Source organism: Janthinobacterium sp. SUN206 (assembly GCF_030587305.1).
In the GTDB taxonomy this organism is placed as follows: Bacteria; Pseudomonadota; Gammaproteobacteria; order Burkholderiales; family Burkholderiaceae_D; genus Janthinobacterium; species Janthinobacterium kumbetense.
This window is the reverse complement of sequence record NZ_JAPWIB010000001.1, coordinates 847,230-860,938: the sequence shown is the minus strand read 5'-3', so window position 1 is coordinate 860,938 and position 13,709 is coordinate 847,230. Positions and strand designations below refer to the sequence as shown.

16 protein-coding genes are annotated in these 13,709 nt (G+C 62.7%); 4 read left to right on the top strand and 12 right to left on the bottom strand.

The features are described 5' to 3' along the window. Nucleotides 1–206 precede the first annotated feature (206 nt). The 4 genes from O3300_RS03715 to O3300_RS03700 form a co-directional block, all read right to left on the bottom strand. Nucleotides 207–413, bottom strand: coding sequence for a hypothetical protein (locus O3300_RS03715; protein ID WP_305052074.1), 207 nt, complete (start codon nucleotides 411–413; stop codon nucleotides 207–209). Nucleotides 414–514: 101 nt separating this feature from the next. Then, the gene (gene mntP / locus O3300_RS03710) at nucleotides 515–1,084 is read right to left on the bottom strand and encodes a manganese efflux pump MntP (RefSeq protein ID WP_070218395.1); all 570 of its coding nucleotides are present in this window, start codon (nucleotides 1,082–1,084) and stop codon (nucleotides 515–517) included. 192 nt (nucleotides 1,085–1,276) lie between these two features. Then, nucleotides 1,277–2,131, bottom strand: a complete 855-nt coding sequence (locus O3300_RS03705) for an undecaprenyl-diphosphate phosphatase (RefSeq protein WP_099667861.1) — start codon at nucleotides 2,129–2,131, stop codon at nucleotides 1,277–1,279. A 76-nt stretch (nucleotides 2,132–2,207) separates the two neighbouring features. Further along, on the bottom strand, nucleotides 2,208–2,828 hold the full coding sequence (locus tag O3300_RS03700) for a LysE family translocator (protein WP_305052073.1): 621 nt from the start codon (nucleotides 2,826–2,828) through the stop codon (nucleotides 2,208–2,210). A gap of 172 nt (nucleotides 2,829–3,000) precedes the next feature. Between O3300_RS03700 and O3300_RS03695 the strand changes: the two genes are divergently transcribed. After that, nucleotides 3,001–3,888, top strand: a complete 888-nt coding sequence (locus tag O3300_RS03695) for a LysR substrate-binding domain-containing protein (RefSeq protein ID WP_305052072.1) — start codon at nucleotides 3,001–3,003, stop codon at nucleotides 3,886–3,888. Between the two features lie 15 nt (nucleotides 3,889–3,903). Here the strand turns inward: O3300_RS03695 and O3300_RS03690 are convergent, their stop codons facing one another. Both O3300_RS03690 and O3300_RS03685 read right to left on the bottom strand, forming a co-directional pair. Then, nucleotides 3,904–4,767, bottom strand: a complete 864-nt coding sequence (locus O3300_RS03690; protein ID WP_305052071.1) for an alpha/beta hydrolase — start codon at nucleotides 4,765–4,767, stop codon at nucleotides 3,904–3,906. A 97-nt stretch (nucleotides 4,768–4,864) separates the two neighbouring features. Next, nucleotides 4,865–5,506: a hypothetical protein gene (locus O3300_RS03685; protein ID WP_305052070.1), complete on the bottom strand. Its 642-nt coding sequence runs from the start codon at nucleotides 5,504–5,506 to the stop codon at nucleotides 4,865–4,867. A 162-nt stretch (nucleotides 5,507–5,668) separates the two neighbouring features. On the opposite strand from O3300_RS03685, the gene O3300_RS03680 reads away from it, so the two are divergent. Next, nucleotides 5,669–6,097: an SMI1/KNR4 family protein gene (locus O3300_RS03680; protein WP_305052069.1), complete on the top strand. Its 429-nt coding sequence runs from the start codon at nucleotides 5,669–5,671 to the stop codon at nucleotides 6,095–6,097. Here O3300_RS03680 and O3300_RS03675 read toward each other — a convergent pair. The 3 genes from O3300_RS03675 to O3300_RS03665 all read right to left on the bottom strand — a co-directional run bounded on the left by O3300_RS03675 (nucleotide 6,094) and on the right by O3300_RS03665 (nucleotide 8,908). Beyond that, nucleotides 6,094–6,426 (bottom strand): hypothetical protein, encoded by a 333-nt coding sequence (locus O3300_RS03675; RefSeq protein ID WP_099667867.1) that lies wholly within the window; start codon nucleotides 6,424–6,426, stop codon nucleotides 6,094–6,096. The two genes, O3300_RS03680 and O3300_RS03675, sit on opposite strands and share 4 nt — an antisense overlap. Nucleotides 6,427–6,452: 26 nt before the next feature. Then, nucleotides 6,453–7,139 (bottom strand): hypothetical protein, encoded by a 687-nt coding sequence (locus O3300_RS03670; RefSeq protein ID WP_305052068.1) that lies wholly within the window; start codon nucleotides 7,137–7,139, stop codon nucleotides 6,453–6,455. Nucleotides 7,140–7,237: 98 nt separating this feature from the next. After that, nucleotides 7,238–8,908: a DUF6138 family protein gene (locus O3300_RS03665; RefSeq protein ID WP_305052067.1), complete on the bottom strand. Its 1,671-nt coding sequence runs from the start codon at nucleotides 8,906–8,908 to the stop codon at nucleotides 7,238–7,240. 397 nt (nucleotides 8,909–9,305) lie between these two features. Here O3300_RS03665 and O3300_RS03660 point away from each other — a divergent pair, with 397 nt between their 5' ends. After that, a complete protein-coding gene (locus tag O3300_RS03660; RefSeq protein WP_289897809.1) occupies nucleotides 9,306–9,998 on the top strand; it encodes a DUF3334 family protein in 693 nt (230 codons plus the stop codon). Between the two features lie 59 nt (nucleotides 9,999–10,057). On the opposite strand, the gene O3300_RS03655 is transcribed toward O3300_RS03660, so the two are convergent. The 3 genes from O3300_RS03655 to O3300_RS03645 form a co-directional block, all read right to left on the bottom strand. After that, the gene (locus O3300_RS03655; protein WP_305052066.1) at nucleotides 10,058–10,504 is read right to left on the bottom strand and encodes a GNAT family N-acetyltransferase; all 447 of its coding nucleotides are present in this window, start codon (nucleotides 10,502–10,504) and stop codon (nucleotides 10,058–10,060) included. A 63-nt stretch (nucleotides 10,505–10,567) separates the two neighbouring features. After that, nucleotides 10,568–11,230 carry a hypothetical protein gene (locus tag O3300_RS03650; RefSeq protein WP_305052065.1) on the bottom strand — a complete coding sequence of 221 codons (663 nt, stop codon included), beginning with the start codon at nucleotides 11,228–11,230 and terminating at the stop codon, nucleotides 10,568–10,570. 65 nt (nucleotides 11,231–11,295) lie between these two features. After that, nucleotides 11,296–11,838 carry a DUF2939 domain-containing protein gene (locus O3300_RS03645; RefSeq protein ID WP_305052064.1) on the bottom strand — a complete coding sequence of 181 codons (543 nt, stop codon included), beginning with the start codon at nucleotides 11,836–11,838 and terminating at the stop codon, nucleotides 11,296–11,298. A gap of 223 nt (nucleotides 11,839–12,061) precedes the next feature. Between O3300_RS03645 and O3300_RS03640 the strand changes: the two genes are divergently transcribed. Next, nucleotides 12,062–13,660: an ABC-F family ATPase gene (locus tag O3300_RS03640; RefSeq protein ID WP_034756044.1), complete on the top strand. Its 1,599-nt coding sequence runs from the start codon at nucleotides 12,062–12,064 to the stop codon at nucleotides 13,658–13,660. Nucleotides 13,661–13,709 lie beyond the last annotated feature (49 nt).

The following is a 13,709-nucleotide window of genomic DNA, read 5'->3' as shown; positions in this document are numbered from 1 at the left end:
CCTGCTTACGCGTATCGAACAGCAGAGTGTTTGACCTGAATCAAGCCCCAAATTCTTGACCACGATCCAACCAACGTCGCGACGGCAGCGGCAAGCGTAGCGAGCGGAGCGGAGCGGATGTGTGGCTGAGAAGCGCAACCGCACTGACGCGCGGTGAGCATCGCCAGCCGCAAAGCCGCCCGCGCAGTAGCTTGCGGCTGCCGTCATCATCCAGCGCGGATGGCACGGATCTGCTGGGCCGTTTCTTCGATTTCCCGATACGCTTCCTGGATGTAGCCATCGATCGGATGCCCATCCATCCACTCGAAATAGGCGCGCTCGTCGTGTTTGATGGCAAAAGGGACGTGGTGGTCGCGTATCGATTCGGCCGTTTCGCGCACCAGCGCGGCAAAAAGCAGCTCCAGAGTTTCCATGATGGTCACCTTGCGGGACAGGAATGCAGAGCCTTGAATGTAGCACAAAGTGGCGCGTCGCCTGCGCCGCCGGCCATGGCGTGCGCAGGCCTTGCCCGGCCTCAGGCCGGATGGCCGATATGCTCGTACAGGATCACGCAGCCGATGACGATCAGCACCAGGCCGCCCACCAGCTCGGCGCGCCGGCCCGCCACCGTGCCCAGCACGCGGCCCAGCATCACGCCCAGGGTCACCATGACGAAGGTGGAAAAGCCGATGGCGGCGGCCGTCACGACGATGTTGGCGCCGAGCAAAGCCAGGCCCGCGCCCACCACCATGGCGTCGATGCTGGTGGCCAGGCCCGTCACGGCCAGCACCCAGAACGAGTGCGACTGGGCCGGCGCCTCTTCCTCGTCGGCATCGGAAAGGGCATTGCGTATCATCAGCAAGCCGATGATGCCCAGCAGGCTGAAGGCGATCCAGTGGTCCCACGCTTCCACGTAGGGCGCGGCCACGCTGCCCAGGGCCCAGCCGATGATGGGCGTGATGGCTTCGATGACGCCAAAGATCAGCCCCGTGCGCAGCGCTTCGCGCCATTGCGGCTTGTGCAGGGCTGCGCCCTTGCCCACGGCGGCCGCGAAGGCATCGGTGGACATGGCAAGCGAGAGGGCGGCGGTGGCGGCGAAATTCATCGTTGGCTTTCAGTAAAACCTGGCTGGGATAATAAAGCAGCAACGCCGAAGAAAACCGTAGCGAGCGGAAGGGAGGCTCGGCGCCCCCGTTGGCCCGAGAAGCGCAACTGTACGCAGGTACAGTGAGCATCGCAGGCCGTAAATCACGACGCGCAGTAGGTTTTATAGGCGTTTAACGCAAACCCGGCGATTTTACCCTACGTACAGCACCACCAAGGAGGCCAGCAGGCAATATGCGCCAAAGAAATGCCAGCGTCCCTGTTCCAGCCAGCGCGACAGCCAGCGCAGGGCCAGCAAGCCGGCCAGGAACGACAGCAGCATGCCCAGCAGGCTGGGGCCGAGCAGGTGCAGCAGGCTGTTGCCGTGTTCCAGATGGTCGAGGCTGCCGTTTGCCACGGCCTGGTAGAAGCGCCAGCCTTCCTTGACCAGCACGGCCGGCGTCAGCACGACGGCCAGGGCGAAGCTGAATTCCTCGGCGCGGCGCTGCGGCACGCCCATGGCGATGCCGGCGGAAATGGTGGCGCCCGAGCGGGAAAAGCCCCGGAAGGGCAGGCACAGTCCCTGCACGGCGCCGATCACCATCGCCTTGCCGATGGACAAGGTGCCATGCTGGCGCGCCTGCAGGCGCGAGGACACAATGATCAGCACGCCTGCGGCGGCCAGGGCGGCGGCCATCAGTTTTGCGTTGCCGAACAGGTGCTCGATTTCAAAGCCCGGCGCATCCTTGCTCATGACGTGCGTAATGCCTTTCAGCAAACCAAAGCCGACGATGCCCGTCAGGGCCGTGGCGGCCACGAGCAGCAAGGCATTGCTGCGGAAGGCGGTGGCCGAGCTGAAATACGTGGCGCGCCAGGATTTCCAGAAATACACGATGACGGCGAACATGGTGCCCGTGTGCAGCATCACCAGCAGCATGGTCAGCTCCGGCGACGTCGGGTCCAGGCCCATCAGCTTTTCCGCCATGATGACGTGGGCGGAGCTGGACACGGGCAGCAGCTCGGCGAAGCCCTGGACGATGGAAAGAATAAATAGTTGTAAAAAACTCATGGGTATCTGTACTCGGCGGGGGGAGAAGGGTCGCCGATTTTACCCGCCGGATGCGGCGGGCACGTCCCGCGCCAGATTACAGTTTGTCCATGTTGGCGCAGGCGAGCGCAACGCCCAGCGCCATCAGGACCGCGCCGATCAGCCGGTCGATGGTCCGCTGGTGGCTGACCATGCGCATGCGGAAGCGCGCTTGCGAGAAAAAGACGGCCACCAGGGCGAACCAGGCCAGGTGGATGGCGGACATGCACAGCCCGTAGCCGAACTGGACTGCCAATGGCGTGCCGGGCTGCACCACCTGGGTGTAGGTGCTGATGACAAACAGGGTCGTTTTCGGGTTCAGGGCATTGGTCAGTAAGCCGTTGAGCAAGATTTGACGCCGTGGCACGCTGGCGCCGCCGTGCAGGTCGATGACGAGTCCGGCGCGGTTGGTCCAGGTTTTCCAGCCGATCACGGCCAGGTAGAGGGCGCCGGCCAGCTTGATCGCCGTAAATAGTCCAGGCGAACCGGCGATGAGCAGCGCTACGCCAAACATCGTATAGAACACGTGCACTTGCACGCCCAGCGCGATGCCGAGCGCGGCCAGCAGGCCGGCACGGCGGCCATGCAGGTAGCTGTTGCGCGTGACCATCGCGAAATCGGGGCCGGGGACGATGGAGGCCAGCAGGGTAATCAGGGCAACGGCAAGCAATGCAATCATGTGTCTTCCTTGGGCAGTGGTGGCGCCCGCACGGCCATCGGTGACTATTTCTCGCCTGTTGGGCAAGGGCGCGGCGCGCATGCGGGCTGCCGGAAGACAAATTATCGCTAGAATGGCGTTCCATGAAAAACGATGATATCTTGCGGATATGTGTGAGAAAAAGTGACAGATCATGACTAGGCAGGCGGCGCTGGGCACCTTGCGGTTCTTCGAGGCTGCGGCCAGGCTGGGCAGTTTCGTCCAGGCGGCCGCGGAACTGCACGTCACGCATGGGGCCGTCAGCCGTCAAATCCGCCTGCTGGAAACGTCGCTGGGCACGCCCCTGTTCGAACGCCGCAACCGCGGCGTGTTCCTCCTGCCGGCGGGCGCGCAGCTGCGCGATGCCGTCCAGCAAGCATTCGAGCGGCTCGACGCCGCCCTCGACGCCGTGCGCCAGCCGGTGCGCCAGGGGCCGCTGGTGGTGTCGTGCGAGCCGACGATCGCGATGAAATGGCTGATACCGCGCCTCGGCGACTTTTACCAGCGGCATCCCGAGGTGCCGCTGCACCTGTTCGCCTCGGGCGGGCCGGTGGCGTTCCAGCGCGACGCGGTGGACGTGGCGCTGCGCCGCAACGACTTTCTGTGGGATGCGGGCTTGCATGCGGAAAAGGTGTGCGATGAATGGATCGCGCCCGTGTGCGCGCCGGCCCTGCTGCGGCAAGGCAGGCTGGACCTGTCCGCGCGGCGCCTGCTGCACACGGCGTCGCGCCCGGCCGCCTGGACCCACTGGCGCGCCGCCGGCAAGGATGCCGACGGCGGCGGCCAGGGCGGCAGCCAGACCTACGAGCACTTCTATCTGAGCCTGCAAGCGGCTTGCGCCGGCCTCGGCGTGGCCATCGGCTCAGTCCTCATGGCGCGCGAAGACCTCGACAGCGGGCGCCTGGTCGCGCCCTTCGGTTTCCGGCGCGACGGCAGCGCCTATTTCCTGCTGTCGCCGCTGCCATTCGATGGCGACGCGCGCCGCACCACCTTGCTGCACTGGCTGCGCGAGCAGATGGGGCAGGCGCTGCCGGCGCCGTAACCGTCCCCGTTCCCCTTATTGCGGCGGCGTGGCCGGCTTGAAGACGCTACGAAACGCTTTCAGGGCGGCCGGGTGATAGATCGTGCCGTGGGTTTCTTCCGGCATCTTTTCCACATGCCATTGCAAGTCGCGCGGCGCCTGTTTTTCCAGCACGTCGGCCAGGCGCTGCACTTCCACGGCGATGCCTGCCTCGCTGCTGGACGCCAGGTACAGGCTGTGCTTGCCTGGCGTGCCTTTCGCCAGCAGGGCTGCCGCCTGGCGCGGCAGGGCGCCATGATTCCACCACAGGCTGGGGTCGAATGCCACGTAATGGTCGAACAGTTGCGGCTCCAGCAGATAGGTTTCCACCACGAACAGGCCACCCAGCGATTCGCCGACGATGGCCGTTTCGCCCGTCGTGCGGTAGCGGCGCTTGATTTCTGGCATCAGCTCATCGCGGATGAAGGTCCGGTAGGCGGCCGCGCCACCCACGACGGGGGCGATCTTGCGGTCTTCCGCATTCCCGGTCGGGCCCGTCAGGTCGCGCCGGCGCTGCGTGTTTTGCATGCCGACCAGCATGAAGGGGCGCATCGTGCCATTCGCCACGGACACTTGCAGCAAGCCGGCCACGTGCAAAAAGTCTTCGGCCACGCCGCCGTCCGGCATGTACAGCACGGGCAGCGGAGCGTCGGGCGGCGTATCCCAGGCGCGCGCCATGTACACATTGATGTGGCGTTTTTCTTTCAGCGCCTGCGAATCGATGCTGAAACTTTCGCCGATGACGAGCGGCGTGGCTGCGCTGGAGGAAGCGGTAGCGGCGGACGCGGCAGTGGCGAGGTGGAAGGGGCTGGACAGCAGCAGGGCGGCGGTGAGGTGCAGTGCAAGGCAAGAGCGGCGCATGGTTTCCTGTGATAAGTAAGTTTGGATCGATGGCATGTACTCGTATAGACATGCCATCAAGCAATTCTATCTCATCTTTCTTGTCTTTGATGCAGCCTTACTTGATCGTCAATAGTTTTCTCTCGCGCACGATACCGGCCTTGTCGATCGTGTAGGCGACCAGCAGGGCGCCATCGTCGGCGCAGGCGTGGCAGGTGATCAGGGGCGTGGAAAACAGCACGCTCTGGCCGCCATCGCCGGTGGCCGTGCTGCCGACGAACTCGGCGGGCGCGAACGGCATGGCGTCCGGGTGGGCGGCGGTAAACGCTTGCCAGGCAGGCGTGGCCCGGTCTTCCTCGCGCACGGAGTGCTCGTCGACATCGATGGCCGCGCCATCGCTGCCGATCAGCAAGGTGCTTTCATTCGTGTTGGCGCGAAACGGATAGGTGACGGTGGCCAGCGCCACCTTGCCCAGCGGGCGCCAGGCAGAGATGTAGCCTGGCATGTTTGCCCCGACCAGCATCCTGGCGGCGGCGATGGCTTGCGGGGGCGCACCGGTACGCTTCATGGTGCGCAGCAGGCAGACGTCGGGCGCGGAGTGCGATTGCCCGGTGCGGCAGGCCGACAGCGAGCGTTCCTGCCAGACGGCACGCGCATCGATGGGCCCCGTCTCTTCGGCATGGGCGGCCTGCATGGCGGCCAAAGCGGAAAAGGCCAATACGGCGCAACCGATTACATGGCGGGGAAATTGTATGGACATGGGGAACTTTCTGTAGCGGAAACAATAGAGCCTCAGATTATAGGAGGGGGCCGACGAGCTTGCGCGCACGGCTGGATGGCCGCTTGACGCCCGGCGTCCGCTCGCCGATGATGGCGCGCTGAGGTAGCCCGCCGCGCGCCCATTCAAAGGAAACCCATCTCTATGCGTCTTGCCCCAGTCATCGCCGCCGTCGCGCCGTACTGGCGCGCCAGTCCTGGCGCCACGCCGGCATCCCTGGCTGCCATCGAACAGGCCATGGGCCTGCCGTTGCCGCCGGATTTACACGACTTCCTGTGCTGGTCCGATGGCGGCGCAGGGGATGTCGATGGGCAATCGCTGTCGTTGTGGCCCGTGCGCGAGCTGGTGGCGCTGAATGGCGCGTATCAACTGCAGCGCTACCTGGGCGGCCAGTGCCTGGGGATCGGTTCCGATGGCGGGCCGCTATGCCTGCTGCTCGATTATCGCGCGGGCGCGGCGCCGGCCCTGGCGTACGTCAACTTCGGCGACCTCGATCCGGCCGAGGTACGCGTCATCGCCCCCGCGTTCGGCGAGGGCATGGCCTTGCTGGCGGCCGGCTTGCGCCTCGATTAACGCTTTTTGGCCGCCGCCTGGCGCAAGGCCTTCGCTTCCTGCTTGTTGGGGATGTGCGGGCGCGTGGCCAGCACCGCCTTGACGGCGGCGATGGCGGCGCCGAACTGCTGCTCGGCCTGCTCTGGGGTGGCGCCTGCATAATCCTGCTGGTTGGATTGCGCGGCACGCAGCCGGCGCAGCAGCGCCAGCAATTGCTTGCCGTGCAGGCTGGCCAGGTCTTGCGCCAGTACCTGCTTGCTCAGCGCACCGTCCACGTGATCGGGATCGAGCAGGCGCAGCAGGGCCAGGCCTGCCGGCTGGGCGACGGGTGTCAGTTTGGGTTTATCCACCGGCAGCCTTAGGGATGAGTGAAGGATTACAGGTATTCCCAGATTTCATCGAAGGTTTCACGCGCGAAATCGTTGCGCCAGGCTTCCGAATTCTTTTCGCGGCTGACGGCAAACACGGCGCGCCAGGTCTGTTTCGGCGAGCTCGTGTAGGTCGCGGCGATCTTTTGCAGGCCGGCCTTGCATTGCTCGGCCTTGCAGCCGCTCTTCGCCAGTTGCTGGGCGGCAGGCGCCCATGCCAGCGGTACCTTGACGATCTGGCATTCGAAGCTGACGGCGGCCGTCTGGATGCCGTTTTCCACCGTCACCGGGTCCGCCTTGGTGGCCTGGCACACGGCGCCCTTCTTGGCGGCGATGACGTTTGCCGCCAGCAATTCGGCGGCCGGCGTCACGGCCGCGCGCATGGTTGCGGGGAACAGGTCGGCGATCAGCTTGCCCGTCTCCGTTGGAAACTTGGCGTCCGCTTCCTTCATGTCGCCGTACGACGCGTATTCGGCGCTCTGGTGGCCGGCCAGGCGGGTGGGGCGCAGGTAGGCGTTGAGCTTGGCGACGCTGGCTTCATCCAGGTTGATGATGGTCTTGATGTACAGGTTGGCCGCATCGAGCGGGGCCAGTTCCGCGGCGTCGGCGGCGATGGCGGGCTGGGCCAGCGCCACGGCGGCGGCAAAGCTTGCTGCCAGCAGGACGGTGCGCGATGTTTGTTGTGTTTGATGCATGTATTTTCTCCACGATTCAATGTCAGGCGCCAAAAGATGCCTTAAGGCAACTCTGGCGCCGCGCATTATATATGGTGAAAGTCATAACGTTGCGCACATTAGGCGCCGGTCTTGCTGGCCGCTTCCAGCAAGGCCAGCAGCAGCTCCTTGCGCCGGCCTTGCGCCTTGCGCGCCAGGGCCGCCAGTTTTTCCAGCTTGCCCCAGATGGGGTACAGCATGTGCTCGACCAGATAGCCTTCCAGCCCTTGCAGTTGCTGGCAGAACAGTTCCAGTTTCTCCACCTCTTCCAGTTCCGCCTGGATTTTGACTTTGGCGTTATCCGTGCACGCGCGCAGGCAGGCCGCCAGCACGGGGATGGACTCCGTCGTCACGCCATGCCGTTCGGCGAAGGCGGCCGTGAACTGATCCTGCACGGACTGGTGCTCCTCGTCGACGTTGGCCATGTAGTGCTGCACCAGCGGGAAATGGCGTGCGTCGAGCAAGCCCAGGCCAAACGTGGCGTAACTGCCGGGCATGCAATTCTTTTCGCCTTCCGTGTCGGCATAGAACTCGTATTGCTCGATGGCGGCGCGCGCATACGCTTCCAGTTGCGGCTGCAGCGATGCATGGGCGAGGGCGTTGGCAAAGAAGCGGTGTGTGTCGGAGCGGGCCAGGCCTTTCAAGGGCAGATATTCCTTGACCTTCGATTTGAGCTTGATCTGGTAGCTTTTCGGGAAACCGTTGTTCAGCAGGTGCGTGATGAACGCGAGCGCCTGCGCATACGCGCCTTCTTCTTCCTGGGCAATCGTGATGCTGATCGTGGCAAATACGTCGTTGGCGCGGCATTCCAGCAGCGCATTTTTCACGTGGATGTCGCCGTCGGGGAAGGTGCCGCTGCCTTCCTTGAGCATGCGCACGGCCCGTTCGCTGCCCAGTTCGCGCGCAATTTCCAGGAATTTCAGGCCCGTCGACTTGGCGTAGCTCGGTTCGTGGCGCAAGATCATCACGGCCCCGTACAGCAGCAGGTCGATCGGCGCCAGCGCCTGCGCATCGGGCACCGCGCCCGTTTTCAAGGTGTATTCCGTGCCGCTGTAGCTTGAGGTTTGCACGTCATAGAACTGCGGCAAGAACTGTTTTTCCGCCCAGGCCGACACGGCCTGGATGATGTCACTGCGATGTTCGGCCAGCGCTTGCGGCCGCGACTTGTTCAGCTGCTCGATGCGCTCGAATTGTGCGATGGTCCAGGCGATGTCGGGCTGCGGAAACAGCTGGGGATCGAGCAGGTGGCGCGCCAGGAAGAAGGTTTCCAGCTTTTTCGTCGGCCGGTTGCCGCGCTCGAGTTTTTGCTCGACGTAAGTGTGGATGCGCGCGAGCAGGGCGCTGCGCTTGCCTTCGTTGACATGATCGAGCAGATTCAGGTGCAGCGTGCCCTGTGCCGTCTGGAATTTGCCGCGAAAGCTGAAGCGGTAGTCGATCAGGGGCGTGTCGGCCAGCGTTGCCAGTTTCGCTTGCACCATGGCAACCAGCTGGGGCGCGATGCTGTCGCGCACGACGGCTTCATCGAGGCGCGATGGCGTCCTCTGCGTGAAATCCCCGGCATCGGCCAGATGGTAATCGTCGGCCGTGGTGCGGCCGGGTTTGTAGTCGAGCAAGAGATCGTTAAAGATACCCATTTGCAAGGTGGTCCGATTCACGGCGCTTTCCAGATCGGTGCGCTTCAGGCGCTCGACAAACCACGCCTCCACGGCCGCCATCATTTCCGCCGTTGCCTGTTCCTGCAGTGTACTCATCCTCTCATGCCTTTCGGTAGTTGCGTCCCGCGGGGCAGTATACGTGATGCTGCCTTTTCGCCATGGTTTCAACCGTGCCAGCCTGATTCTTCCTGCATGCTTATCTTCCGCATAATGTTGCATTGCAGTGTATTGGTATTTCCGCACAGATCGTCAAGTAAATGCAGGTATGGCTGGACGGAAATGTTACATCTGGGTATTCTGCGCATGATACTTATTTCTATACAGAAAAAGGTAAGAGGGCGGTTCGGAGCGGCGGCAACGCGGCGCGCGCCGCCACGCAAGGTCAGGCATGCAAAGGTGAAGTCGTCCGCCAGCTGAGCGAAACTGTCAGGTTTCGGCTCGCGGCGGGCAGGGAACAGTGCTGTCATCTTTAAAATAGTAGGAGAGGTTGCTCATGGATGCAGAAAAGGATGTTGTGTACGGTACAGAAGATTTGTTGATGAGTTTGTGCAACTCGGTGGTTCGGGTGCTCAACGTTGCAACGCAAAGCAAGGTCAATTATTCAGGCATGGTGCAGCGCATCACCAAGACGGGCCTGAAGCCGGATATCGGCTGTTTCGTCATGTTCGATGGCGGTTTCACGGGCCTGGTGGTGCTCAATTTTGCCGCCGATACGGCGATGGAAATCTACGAGCGCTACATGTTGCACATGGGTATGCCGAAGTCGGAGCTGGCCAGCTTCTACACATCGGACGAAGTGTCGAACATCATGGGCGAGCTGATGAACCAGATCGTGGGCGACTTCACGGGCAAGGTACGGCGCGAGCTGCAAACGAATATCACCCAGAGCCAGCCGAAGATGCTGGTGCTGAACAAGCAGGTGATGCTCAGCGTCGACACGCCGCTGGACCGCCCGGAAATGCGCCGCGTCACTTTCTACACGGAAAAGAACAATATTTTCTACCTGGAACTGGCGATCGACCGTACCGAGTTCATCAAGTTGCATGATTTCGATTCCCGCGAAGTCGACGCCGACTCGCTGATGGATGGCGAATTCGCGAACCGCGAACGGGACGCCGCCCCGGCGCCTGCCGTGGAACCGGAAGACGACGATAACGCCGACTTGCTCAAGTCCCTGGGCATGTAAGCAGAGGTCGCTGACCAGGGCTGGCGGCAGGTTTGTCGCCAGCCCTGGTCGCATGCCGTCTACAGGGTCTTGCTCATGAATACCCGGCTCGTCCCCTCGGGACTGCAGGCAATCTCGCCGAAGCGGCGCCAGCCGCGCCGCTCGTAAAATTCGGGCGCCTGGAAAGTGATGGTGTACAGCACCGCCGAGGCGCAGCCGCGCCGGCGTCCTTCCTCTTCGAACTGCGCCAGTATCCGGCTGCCCAGTCCCAGTCCCCGCAAGGCGGCGGGCAAATAAAACAAATCGAGAAACAGCAGGCCCAGCGAAGTCCGGCCCATGGCGCCGCCCAGCACCCGCTGGCTGTCGCGGTCGCGCACGACGACGCTCAATACCTGCCTGTCGCTATAGCCGGTGATGGCATCGTTGTAGGCATTCAAGCCCTCGAGGATGGTTTGCTCGACTTCCGCGTCGATCGTGGCGCTGACGCAGATGGTGTAGGGTAATTGGATGGGCGGGTGTGCAGGCATGCTCGAAAAGGGGATAATAGATAACTGTATGAATATACAGTATTTCACCTGTTCTTGCCTGTTTTATTGCGGCAACGTCAATGTTTCCATCCTGCGAATGCCGACCATGCCGCGTTGCTGGCTGTCATCGAGCGACCAGTACTCGAGCGCATACGCATAACTGCCGTCGATGATGGTCAGCGACTCCTTCTGGCGGCCGTTGGGCGCCTTGTAGTACAGGCGCCGCGCGGGCCTGCCATCGACCTGCTGCTTGAACGATTGCGGCGAAATATGGGCGCGCTTGCCCGTCTTGCCTGCCATCGACATGGCCGTGATCGTCACATAGGCCCGGTCCGGGCACCGCGCCAGCAGGTGCGCGCCGCTCAGGACGGTCGCTTGCGCTTGTTCCAGCGGGAAACCGAACGGCTGCATGCCGACGATGTCGTCGCAGCCCATCTGTTGCGCCAGGCTGCTCAGCACGGCCGGATCGAGCGCGCTGGTATAGTGTTTTTCAGCGGCCTGCGCCTGTCCCAGCGCCAGGCGGCGCTCCAGTTCGGCCAGCGAAATGTCGCTGGGCACGGGCAGCAGTGCCGGGACGTCCGGATCGGCGGCGCTGGACGTTTCCGCCTGCATGCGCGCGGCAACGGAGTGGCTGCGCTCGGCGGCGGCGATCCCATCGTGGGCATGGGCGGATGGTGCGGCGCCGGCAAAGGCCATGGCCAGCGCCAGGGTCGTGTGTTTCAGCATGAAATCTCCTGCAATCGGATACAGCACGCATTGTGTATCAGATTGCCTGCCCATGCGCGCTTCTTCTAGCGTGCGGCCATCGCCGATGCAATCTCGATCGAACTCAGCTTCCAGCCCCACACGCCATGGCGCAGCAGGACCAGCGCGCCTTCCTGCGCATTGCCATCCTTCGCCCGCACGATGAAGGTGTTCAGGCCGGCATAGCCGGCTGAATAGTCGGCCTGCTTGCGCGCGCCATCGGCGGGCGCATCTGGATTTTCCTCTGCTTGCGGGCTGACGGCGCTCTTGTTGACCAGCGCCACCACGCCGGCGGGCGAGACCATGGTGTCGACCATCTTGCCCAGCATGGCGCTGGCGATCGACTGGCCCAGCGCGGCCAGCGGGTTGCCGCTGCCGGCGGTCGCTTCGATGCTGCGCGCCATGCTCGCTTCCAGCTGCGTCTTGACGCTGGCGCGCAGGGCGGGGAAGTCCACGTGTGCGGCCAGGGCGTCGGCGTTGCGCTCGGCCAGCGCGGTTTTGATCTGGTGCAAGGTGTAGTAGGGCGAAGCGTAGGCGGTGACAGCGACGGCAATGACGGCCACGGCGGCGGCGATGGTGATTTTTTTCAAGTGATGCCTGTGAGGTGAAGGGTAGAAAACAATGCCACGCAGCGTAGCTGCTAAATGGGAATACGGCAATCATATTTTCTTGCCATTATTTCTGCGCCGTATGCCTGCGCATGGGTTCCGGCTGCGCTTGCCGGGCCACTATAGAGTGGAAGAGGGTGGGTGCTGTATAATGGGGGAAAAGTACTTAACTAGCTGTTTTAACTGAATAAAGACCTAATATCACATGCTTTCAACCGCAAATATTACGATGCAGTTTGGCGCCAAGCCATTGTTTGAGAATATCTCCGTCAAGTTCGGCGACGGCAACCGCTATGGTTTGATCGGCGCGAACGGCTGCGGCAAGTCGACGTTCATGAAGATCCTGGGCGGCGACCTGGACCCTTCGGGCGGCAACGTCATGCTCGATACCAACGAGCGCCTGGGCAAGCTGCGCCAGGATCAGTTTGCGTTTGAAGACATGCGCGTCCTCGACGTCGTCATGATGGGCCATACGGAAATGTGGGCCGCCATCCAGCAACGCGACGCGATCTACGCGAACCCGGAAGCGACGGACGACGACTACATGCAGGCCGCCGAGCTGGAAGGCAAAGTTTCCGAATACGACGGCTACACGGCCGAATCGCGCGCCGGCGAACTGCTGCTGGGCGCCGGTGTCGCCATTGACCTGCATCAAGGCCCGATGAGCAATGTCTCGCCAGGCTGGAAGCTGCGCGTGCTGCTGGCGCAGGCGCTGTTCTCGAACCCGGACATCCTGCTGCTCGACGAGCCGACGAATAACCTGGACATCAACACGATTCGCTGGCTGGAAGACGTGCTCAACGAGCGCAATTCCACCATGATCATCATTTCCCATGATCGCCACTTCCTGAACCAGGTGTGCACCCACGTGGCCGACATGGACTACGGCACCCTGAAGATTTATCCAGGCAACTACGACGAATACATGTTCGCCTCGACCCAGGCGCGCAACCAGCAGCTGGCCAACAACGCGAAAGCGAAAGACAAGGTTGCCGAGTTGCAGGAATTCGTGCGCCGCTTCGCCGCGAACAAGTCGAAGGCCCGCCAGGCGACGTCGCGCGCCAAGCAGATCGAAAAGATCAAGGTCGACGATATCAAGCCATCGTCGCGCGCCTATCCGTTCGTGCGTTTCGACGGCGAAAAGAAATTGCACCGCCTGGCCGTGGAAGTCGAGAATATCTCGAAAGGCTTCGACCGCCAGCTGTTCAAGAATTTCAGCATCATGGTCGAAGCGGGCGAGCGCATCGCCATCATCGGCGCCAACGGTGCCGGCAAGACCACCATGCTGCGCTGCATCGCGGGCGACATCGCCGGCTTGCAGCCGGACCAGGGCCGCGTGAAGTGGGCGGAAAACGCCAACGTGGGCTACATGCCACAAGATCCGACGGAAGATTTCGCCAAGGACACGAACCTGACCGACTGGATCGGCCAGTGGACGAAAGAGGGCGACGACGACCAGGCCGTGCGCTCCATCCTGGGCCGTTTGCTGTTCGGCGGCGACGACGTCAAGAAGGCCGTCAAGGTACTGTCCGGCGGTGAAAAGGGCCGCATGATGTACGGCAAGCTGATGCTGGGCCGCCACAACGTGCTGATGCTCGATGAGCCGACCAACCACATGGACATGGAATCGATCGAATCCCTGAACATCGCGCTGGAAAAATACGCTGGCACCCTGATCTTCGTGTCGCATGACCGCGAATTCGTCTCTTCGCTGGCCAACCGCATCATCGAGATCAAGGAAGATGAAGTGGTCGATTACCGCGGCAACTACGAAGACTATCTGAAGAGCCAGGGTATTGACTAAATTCTGAGGCAAGATGCCGGATGGCGCGCCAGTCGCCCATCCGGCAGCA

What these genes read in the sequence shown, in the direction of transcription:
- O3300_RS03715 (WP_305052074.1), bottom strand. Translation starts at nt 413, where the DNA reads ATGGAAACTCTGGAGCTGCTTTTTGCCGCGCTGGTGCGCGAAACGGCC.
- mntP (WP_070218395.1), bottom strand. Translation starts at nt 1,084, where the DNA reads ATGAATTTCGCCGCCACCGCCGCCCTCTCGCTTGCCATGTCCACCGAT.
- O3300_RS03705 (WP_099667861.1), bottom strand. Translation starts at nt 2,131, where the DNA reads ATGAGTTTTTTACAACTATTTATTCTTTCCATCGTCCAGGGCTTCGCC.
- O3300_RS03700 (WP_305052073.1), bottom strand. Translation starts at nt 2,828, where the DNA reads ATGATTGCATTGCTTGCCGTTGCCCTGATTACCCTGCTGGCCTCCATC.
- O3300_RS03695 (WP_305052072.1), top strand. Translation starts at nt 3,001, where the DNA reads ATGACTAGGCAGGCGGCGCTGGGCACCTTGCGGTTCTTCGAGGCTGCG.
- O3300_RS03690 (WP_305052071.1), bottom strand. Translation starts at nt 4,767, where the DNA reads ATGCGCCGCTCTTGCCTTGCACTGCACCTCACCGCCGCCCTGCTGCTG.
- O3300_RS03685 (WP_305052070.1), bottom strand. Translation starts at nt 5,506, where the DNA reads ATGTCCATACAATTTCCCCGCCATGTAATCGGTTGCGCCGTATTGGCC.
- O3300_RS03680 (WP_305052069.1), top strand. Translation starts at nt 5,669, where the DNA reads ATGCGTCTTGCCCCAGTCATCGCCGCCGTCGCGCCGTACTGGCGCGCC.
- O3300_RS03670 (WP_305052068.1), bottom strand. Translation starts at nt 7,139, where the DNA reads ATGCATCAAACACAACAAACATCGCGCACCGTCCTGCTGGCAGCAAGC.
- O3300_RS03665 (WP_305052067.1), bottom strand. Translation starts at nt 8,908, where the DNA reads ATGAGTACACTGCAGGAACAGGCAACGGCGGAAATGATGGCGGCCGTG.
- O3300_RS03660 (WP_289897809.1), top strand. Translation starts at nt 9,306, where the DNA reads ATGGATGCAGAAAAGGATGTTGTGTACGGTACAGAAGATTTGTTGATG.
- O3300_RS03655 (WP_305052066.1), bottom strand. Translation starts at nt 10,504, where the DNA reads ATGCCTGCACACCCGCCCATCCAATTACCCTACACCATCTGCGTCAGC.
- O3300_RS03650 (WP_305052065.1), bottom strand. Translation starts at nt 11,230, where the DNA reads ATGCTGAAACACACGACCCTGGCGCTGGCCATGGCCTTTGCCGGCGCC.
- O3300_RS03640 (WP_034756044.1), top strand. Translation starts at nt 12,062, where the DNA reads ATGCTTTCAACCGCAAATATTACGATGCAGTTTGGCGCCAAGCCATTG.